The sequence below is a fragment of the Mesorhizobium sp. CNPSo 4688 genome (genome assembly GCF_057784295.1).
The window spans coordinates 1-6,675 of record NZ_JBWLUY010000056.1; the positions used below are offsets into that span (position 1 = coordinate 1).

General features: G+C 56.4%; 11 protein-coding genes. 4 read left to right on the forward strand and 7 right to left on the reverse strand.

The window, feature by feature from the left end; genetic code table 11:
* Positions 1–1,053 precede the first annotated feature (1,053 nt).
* Entirely contained in the window at positions 1,054–1,302 is a 249-nt protein-coding gene (locus tag AC04SH_RS34410) for a hypothetical protein (RefSeq protein WP_477238007.1), read from the reverse strand.
* A 153-nt stretch (positions 1,303–1,455) separates the two neighbouring features.
* Between AC04SH_RS34410 and AC04SH_RS34415 the strand changes: the two genes are divergently transcribed.
* Complete coding sequence (locus tag AC04SH_RS34415; RefSeq protein ID WP_477238005.1) at positions 1,456–1,659, forward strand: hypothetical protein; 204 nt, start codon at positions 1,456–1,458, stop codon at positions 1,657–1,659.
* A 113-nt stretch (positions 1,660–1,772) separates the two neighbouring features.
* On the opposite strand, the gene AC04SH_RS34420 is transcribed toward AC04SH_RS34415, so the two are convergent.
* The 4 genes from AC04SH_RS34420 to AC04SH_RS34435 form a co-directional block, all read right to left on the reverse strand.
* The gene (locus AC04SH_RS34420) at positions 1,773–1,994 is read right to left on the reverse strand and encodes a DUF768 domain-containing protein (RefSeq protein WP_488578044.1); all 222 of its coding nucleotides are present in this window, start codon (positions 1,992–1,994) and stop codon (positions 1,773–1,775) included.
* A gap of 64 nt (positions 1,995–2,058) precedes the next feature.
* A complete protein-coding gene (locus tag AC04SH_RS34425; RefSeq protein WP_488578045.1) occupies positions 2,059–2,241 on the reverse strand; it encodes a hypothetical protein in 183 nt (60 codons plus the stop codon).
* 768 nt (positions 2,242–3,009) lie between these two features.
* Positions 3,010–3,198: a DUF1059 domain-containing protein gene (locus tag AC04SH_RS34430; RefSeq protein ID WP_488578046.1), complete on the reverse strand. Its 189-nt coding sequence runs from the start codon at positions 3,196–3,198 to the stop codon at positions 3,010–3,012.
* 257 nt (positions 3,199–3,455) lie between these two features.
* A complete protein-coding gene (locus AC04SH_RS34435; protein ID WP_488578047.1) occupies positions 3,456–3,767 on the reverse strand; it encodes a hypothetical protein in 312 nt (103 codons plus the stop codon).
* An 89-nt stretch (positions 3,768–3,856) separates the two neighbouring features.
* Between AC04SH_RS34435 and AC04SH_RS34440 the strand changes: the two genes are divergently transcribed.
* The gene (locus tag AC04SH_RS34440) at positions 3,857–4,165 is read left to right on the forward strand and encodes a hypothetical protein (protein WP_488578048.1); all 309 of its coding nucleotides are present in this window, start codon (positions 3,857–3,859) and stop codon (positions 4,163–4,165) included.
* Positions 4,166–4,444: 279 nt separating this feature from the next.
* Here AC04SH_RS34440 and AC04SH_RS34445 read toward each other — a convergent pair whose 3' ends face one another.
* Positions 4,445–4,666: a DUF768 domain-containing protein gene (locus AC04SH_RS34445; RefSeq protein ID WP_488578049.1), complete on the reverse strand. Its 222-nt coding sequence runs from the start codon at positions 4,664–4,666 to the stop codon at positions 4,445–4,447.
* Between the two features lie 977 nt (positions 4,667–5,643).
* Between AC04SH_RS34445 and AC04SH_RS34450 the strand changes: the two genes are divergently transcribed.
* Both AC04SH_RS34450 and AC04SH_RS34455 read left to right on the forward strand, forming a co-directional pair.
* Positions 5,644–5,913, forward strand: coding sequence for a hypothetical protein (locus AC04SH_RS34450; RefSeq protein ID WP_488578050.1), 270 nt, complete (start codon positions 5,644–5,646; stop codon positions 5,911–5,913).
* Positions 5,914–6,009: 96 nt separating this feature from the next.
* Positions 6,010–6,234 carry a hypothetical protein gene (locus AC04SH_RS34455; protein WP_477239505.1) on the forward strand — a complete coding sequence of 75 codons (225 nt, stop codon included), beginning with the start codon at positions 6,010–6,012 and terminating at the stop codon, positions 6,232–6,234.
* 37 nt (positions 6,235–6,271) lie between these two features.
* Here the strand turns inward: AC04SH_RS34455 and AC04SH_RS34460 are convergent, their stop codons facing one another.
* Positions 6,272–6,457 carry a hypothetical protein gene (locus tag AC04SH_RS34460; RefSeq protein ID WP_488578051.1) on the reverse strand — a complete coding sequence of 62 codons (186 nt, stop codon included), beginning with the start codon at positions 6,455–6,457 and terminating at the stop codon, positions 6,272–6,274.
* Positions 6,458–6,675: the final 218 nt, after the last annotated feature.

Genomic DNA, 6,675 nt, shown 5'->3' on the forward strand with positions numbered 1-6,675 from the left:
GCATACCTGCCGCAGGGCCAGATCTTGTCAGCGGCATCAAAACACGGCTGGGAAAGTTCGGGGGCATCGATACCGAGTAACTGAACTCGTTTCTTGTCATGCCACAGCGTGTCGCCGTCATGAGCAAACCAATGCTCTACTGCGGACACCGGGCCACAGGTCAGCACGAAGGCGAGAGCGAGGGTTAACCTACACATGGCCGAGCGACGTGATCATTGCGCCTTTCTCGTCGTATTGAAAAGTGCACCGTTTCGAAATTTCCGGGCGGGCTTGGCCTTCCCCTGTTGTTCGGCAGTCGGGCCGCTCCTTCGCAAAAATCGCCGTGGTGCTGTCCGTTTGGGCTGTTCAAACGCCTAGCTGGGGACGCTACTGACAGCCCCCGCGTGTCAAGCGCGCCCTTGCGGGGCGAACCTTGCTCGCAAACGCAATCCTCCCGGAACATCTCGACGACAGCGACGTTCGCTTGGATGGCTATAGTTACGGGACTCGCGGCTGCCCTGGTGGTTCTCTTTATCGTGCTGCTGTTAACCCACGCAGTTCGAGACCTTCAAAGAGCGCCCAGCTATCATCGGCTGTGTCGCCGGCTGCGCAAAGGCTCCTAGTTGTGGAAGAGAGGTCGGCATGCTTTCCCTGTTGAATGCGCTTCACGTCCATGCCGCAAAACGAGGCGATGGGCTGTTGCCGAAGTTGTTGACCGTGTCGCCATGGCCGCACGAACAGCCGATGAATGAGAATTCAGCTGCAGGCCGAGGGCCGCATGGAAAAAATGGCCCGACGAAGCCTCGGGCCTAGTGGGGAGCCGACCGACGAACGACGGGACCGGGCGGTTCTTGCACCATCCGACATCAACGTGACCGCCCGATGACTATGTGGGGTTCCTCCAGGTCTTTCGCGGTGCGGCTACAAGTTGCGATGTACGCCAGGGAGGGCCGATGTTTTTTTCGTCCGCCTTGGAACTTGTCTCTTTCATCGAAGTTTCGATTGCCTTGGTTCCCTCACCGAGCGTCCGGAAGGGAAGCCCGTCGATTGCGCCCTCAAGAGGCGGGCTTCCTCTCATCCGCCGCCCTGCTTCAACCGCACTTCGGCCTGTTGGAACGTGTGGATTAGAGCATCCTGTGCTTCGTTCAATACGCTCTGGCTATATGCGTCTACAGGCCCGAATGTATGGAAGTCGGCAAGCAAAGCGGTCTTCAGGGCTAGAAGGTGGCTGACAGGGTCTTTCTGGCTCATCGATATGGCCACAAGTTCCGACCGCATGAAAATTTCAAGGGCAATAATTCTGCCCTGCAAATGCTCATCCATTGTTGGCACTCCTCCCAAACCTGCGACCTAGCCAGCCTGTAGTTCTTGGGCAGCGGTTGAAATCGAATATGACCATCATCCAGCCGAACATGAGAGGGCCGGTGCAACCGCAGGAGCACTCATCAGAACAAGTGGCCAGGGAGAAATATAGCGTTGAGCCGCTACAACCTCATCGACCATAACACCACCAGTGCCACCACGATGCCAACCAAACAGTATGCGATCCAGACGATGATCATGGGTCTAGTGCAATGTTGGTCGCGGCAGGTTGCGTCGGACCATGATCTCGACGAGACCTTGATGGATATCATCCCAGCTTTCGACTATTTCGCTTTCGCTTATCCCAGCCGCCTTTGAGTCAAGGAACAGGCGCGTCGCGAGATGGAGGAGCGACACGTCGTCAACGGAACGGGCGTCGAGAACGTCATTTTTTTCCAGCCACAAATGCAGGAATTGAACAGCTCGCTCGCTCATTCCGGGAGCCCCGGGTCAAAGTGGGCTATCGCGTCCACCAACGTTCGATAGAGGCTGGAAACTTCCTCATCGATCTCTTCGCGCTTGATCCCGAGCGCCTTGGCATCGGCGAAAAGCTTGTGGGTCAGTTCGCTCACCGAAACGGCATCGGCCTTCGCCGTCTCCGGGATGTTGTTGGCGATCCAGCGATCGAGAAAGTTGATGCCGCGAGTGCTCATGAGCGAATAAGCTCGCGACGTATATTAGGTTCCGCTGATGCGCTTACCCTGCGTCAGGCGCTGGCTACTTGTGCGTGATCCAATCCGGCAATTCGGCATCCACCACCTTAACACCGGTATAGTCGCGGATCATGTGCAAGGCATAGTCACGCCATCGATCTTCGGGAATGCCCTCTTCATGGGCCGCTTTTTGAAATGCGTTTCGGAGGATTTCAGCATCTAGTGCCGACACCTTGGCGTCTGACATCGCAGCATCCCGCTTTGACAGGAAAGGCGAAAGCGCTGTCCTCTTTCAATCATCCCCATGCCCTTAAGCGGCAGATGACGTCTGGCAAAATAAATCCGGCGTCCGTACCTCGCAAGTTAATTTTAGCGACGGCTCATGCGGGTCTGTTTCCCTTTCCTTTGCCCGGCACATTGGCCGAACAGATGAGGACGCTTCCCGCGCCCTGGCGAGTCTTATGCCGGCGCTGCGATGGCGCGCGAACTGGATACCGACGAGTCCGAAGAGAGCTTTGATCGCGTGTTGAAGAAGGTTATCGGAGACGCCCATCCTAAAGGCCACGCGCCCCGGGCGCCCAGAAAAGAAGTCCAAGCCATCGCGTGTGGCTGGTGCTCCGGTCTCGGTTTGTTCCGGCGGTTACAACTAATCGCAATCGCCGGGTTGCTGGGCCGCAAAATCGGTCGACTTAGGCTTCCTCGTCCCTCTCTCCCCAATGTCGCCAGTGGGTTGGACTCACGTCGACAAGCCTTCCGGTGACAGCGTGCTTCCACCCTTCCGGAATCCTTTCGCAAGGGAAAACCAAAGAGTGCATGGTCGCCTCGTCCAGAACGGCGAGTTCCAGCATATGGAGAAAGGGCGCGGTTAGGATACTCTCCCACATTGAGCAATTATGAGCTCAAATTCAGCGCGCGGATTTGATTTCAGTCAGATTTAAGCCGCCGAGACGGGGCGGTCACGCGCCTGGTTTGTCAACGACAAATCCCCTACGGCTGGGTAGCGCTGGCATGCGCCTTACGAACTGCGAATGAGCTTCTTGACCGTTTCTCGGTCTTCTGGTGACCATTGGTCCGGGTCTTCCCCATGAGCGGCCTTGCCGTGCAGTTCGACGTGCTTCATCACTTCAGCTTCGGTCACTGCCGTGAAAGAGCCGGGGCAGGCTTCATTTCCGGGGTAATCCTTGCACCGATATGTGTAGGCCATGGCTGTTTCCTCCCGGAGGCAGGATAGCAGCAAATGGCCGGAATTCAGAGCGGCGCCTAGCGCCTCTTACCTTTGCCTGTCGGCTGGGAGGTCTTTGACGGGTTGGCCTCTTTGAGAAGCTTCAATGCTTCCTCGTGGGTAAGGCCGCATCTGCGGGCGTAGAAGGCCGCTTCGGCCATTCGTTCGCGGTCGATTGGTTCTTCTCGGCTCTGCTTTGCCTTCTTGCCCACGGTCCAGATCATAACGCATCTGAGACCCTAAAAGGTTAATTCGCCAGCTGCCGAGCGGGTCCTGGCTTCCGTGTGCGGCGCAAAGAAGCAGCGGATAGTCAAATTCGGAGATGACGTGCAGATGTGATACTGGCTGTCTTCGCTCTCCAGGACGCGTTTCTTGGGGATGAAATACCGGCCGTTACCTCCCGTGCGGATATTGAAATCGCCGCCGGGCAGAGGCTCCACGTAGCGTGGGCTGATGACCCGACAGTCCTTCTTGTCGTCGCAGCATTCATAGCCGGTGACCGGATCATGGTATCCGGAATACCAGTTATGAGCGACGACAAGCGCGATCAAAACGAGCCTCATGTGTCACAAACTTTGCGCCCCGAGTCGCATATTAGCAACCCCTTGACTAACCGGCAGGCCGCCCCAGAATCTTGGGCATGGCTAGGGGTAGTTTCAAAGTAGGCGATGAGGTCGCCGTCACTGCGGTTGTGCGCGGTCGGGTGACGCCCGATCGCATAAGCGTGACGATCCCCTCCTATGCCTTTCCGCATTCGGTTGTGGATTCGACGTCGAAGGCTGTGATCGGTCAGCTGATGGAGCTAACCGGCTACGTTACGCGCGTCGATGGTGACAAGATCACTATCAGCCTCCGGCCGTTGGTGACTGTCGACGCTGAGCATGTTCGCCTAGTCGAGAGCTTTGTGGCGCCGAAGCGGAAGAAACCGCTTCGTGACGAGGTCGACTAGCTGCCCTTTCCCTTGCCGCAGGCGTTCGGCGTGCTGTCCGGCGTGTAGATCAGCCCCACGTTCTTACCGCCGCACTTGGCGCACTTCAGCTTCGGAGTGAGGTCATCGGCCATCGCTGGCGCATCAGACCCGAACCGATCCCGAAGCTTGGCGAGGTCGAGCGCTTGGCTATGGTGGCACGCGGAATTGTGACAGTGAGCCGTCACTGTCATCTTGTCATCGATCAGAGATTGGAACGTCCAGCCCTTTGCCCATGCGGCCGATCTAGCGCGGTCCCGGTTAGTCCGCCAAGCCTGGCTCATAATGCCCGATGGCATCGAGGATGACGTGATAGACGCTGTGTACCTCCTCGTAGATCTCTTCCCGTCTGACTCCGACAGACTTGGCGTCGGCAACCAGCTTGCGGGTTAGATCGTTAACCGAGATGACATTGGCGCCCGCGGTCTCGGGGATATTTTCCGACAGCCATTTGTGAAGGAAGTTGATACCGCGTGTGCTCATGCCGCCATAAGCTCGCAGATGGCGTTAGGTTCCGGCAGCGATGCCTGAATTGGCTTTACTTAACGTAAGAACAGGCAGGGTCTTTTAGGTGAACAGCGGGCGCGCCCATACGAGGGATTACTCAACATTGTTAGCCCTGCTGACTTTACGCATGAGCTGCTTATCCACCCAGTCCTGAATTGGTCGGTCGGGGTTGCGACTACGCCAAGCAACCGGCGCAGTCGAATTTGAACCTACATAGAGTGCCAAATGTGTGAGTGACGGGAATGTCTTTTTGACCCCGTAGATTGTCACGGTAACCGGAATTAAAACCCCGCTCGGCATTGCCGCTACCCCTCGCGCTGTTAACCGAATACGGCCTCCGAGGTAGGCCGAGACGCCCTCCTAGAGGTAGTGGCTGCCCCACCGGAATCAGCCGGTGGGGCTCTTGGAACAGCCCTAGCTGAAAGGGCTGTTCGGCGGTGTGACCAGGGAAGATCACATGTGCAGCTTGGGGCCTTCCTTTGCCCGGCACATCGGCCGAACAGATGAGGACGCTTCCCGCGCCTGGCGAGGTTTGTGCGGCGCTGCGATGACGGCGCGACCGGACAAACTATAATGGTGGCCTGCGGTTTTCAAAGATCGCCATCTTGTACGAATAAGTCAGGCGGATCTCATTACCACAAGCCTCACATGTCAGAGACTTGGCGCTTTTGATCATGCGCCCTTTGCGGATCATCATTCGCTTGCAGTTAGGACATTGGACGATCATATCGTCTTCGTCCCGATCTCGTGAAAGTATCATGTGGTTGCCTCCTGCCGGTTCGCAGGAAGCAAGCTGCATGCCGCACTAGCGTCTCTTTTCGAAACACGTCGCACGTCACTGCCTTACTTAAGACTTTGCAAACGAACCTTGGGACCTTCGATTGCACGCGCATAGCTAAAGTGGGTTGGATCGTGGCCAGGCGGGGTGCGAACTACGTCAGGAGGAGACAACAATGTCCAAAGGTGAAATTGGAACGTCTCAGACTCTAGGGGCACGCATCGCCGAACTCAGAACAAGAATGCGAAGCGCCAATGTTACCGAGAACGATATGAAAGCCTTCCAAAAAGTAGCGGCTTTGATGGGATGCGATGCGGGTTCACTCCGGCTCAATGCCGATGACCTGATTGCTGCTTCCTTCGTTGCGGATACGATGAGCGAGAGAACATTAAACTGTAGCGCCGCGCGCCCATTTGGACGCGAAAAGGACGCCATACGCCTTTGAATTGTCGCGTCCGAAAATCGATTTCCGCTTTCTACCATCCCGCTCCGCTTCGCCGGGGCGGGATGGCGAAACCGGCATCATCGAAGCGAGGCAAACGTGAACCAGATCTCATCCCGCAAACCGAAAGTCGATAACGCGGCATCCCGAATTGCAAACGACAATCATTCGGTTCCCAGTGGCTGCTCGATCTTTGACCTGATCGCTAATGAGGATGATTTCGCTGACCTTTCGCGGCGGACAGAGCGCCGGGGCATTGCCATAGTTATCGCAATGGCGATCTGCCTGATCCTTGCACCGGTTGTCTATTTTGTCTTGGTCTAGACGATCAAGTAGGAGTCTTTGGCGGCCAAAATTTCTTCTAATTCTCCGCATGGCTAAAAACGACAGCGCCGCTTTCCTTGCGAATTTCAACGGCCACGATTCCATCATCGCCCTTCCGGGTCTGAAACATCGCGATAGCGTGATCCTTTGCCGCTTTCTCGGCATCGAACATTTCCTTGTCGACAATGCCCTGTCTTCCATACCAGATGACAGTAAAGGTCATTATTCGCTGGTCCTTTCTTTCGCGGTTAAAGCCGGGCTCATCTAAGCCGCTACAACCTCATCGACCATGCCACCACCAGTGCCACCACGACGCCGACGAAACAGAATGCGACCCAGACGCTGGTCATGGATTGCTTCACTCAGCTAAGCCGGCATCGTGGTGTACGATCGCGTCTAGAAGAGCCTCGTACACACTCCCGGTTTCTTCCTCGATCTCAA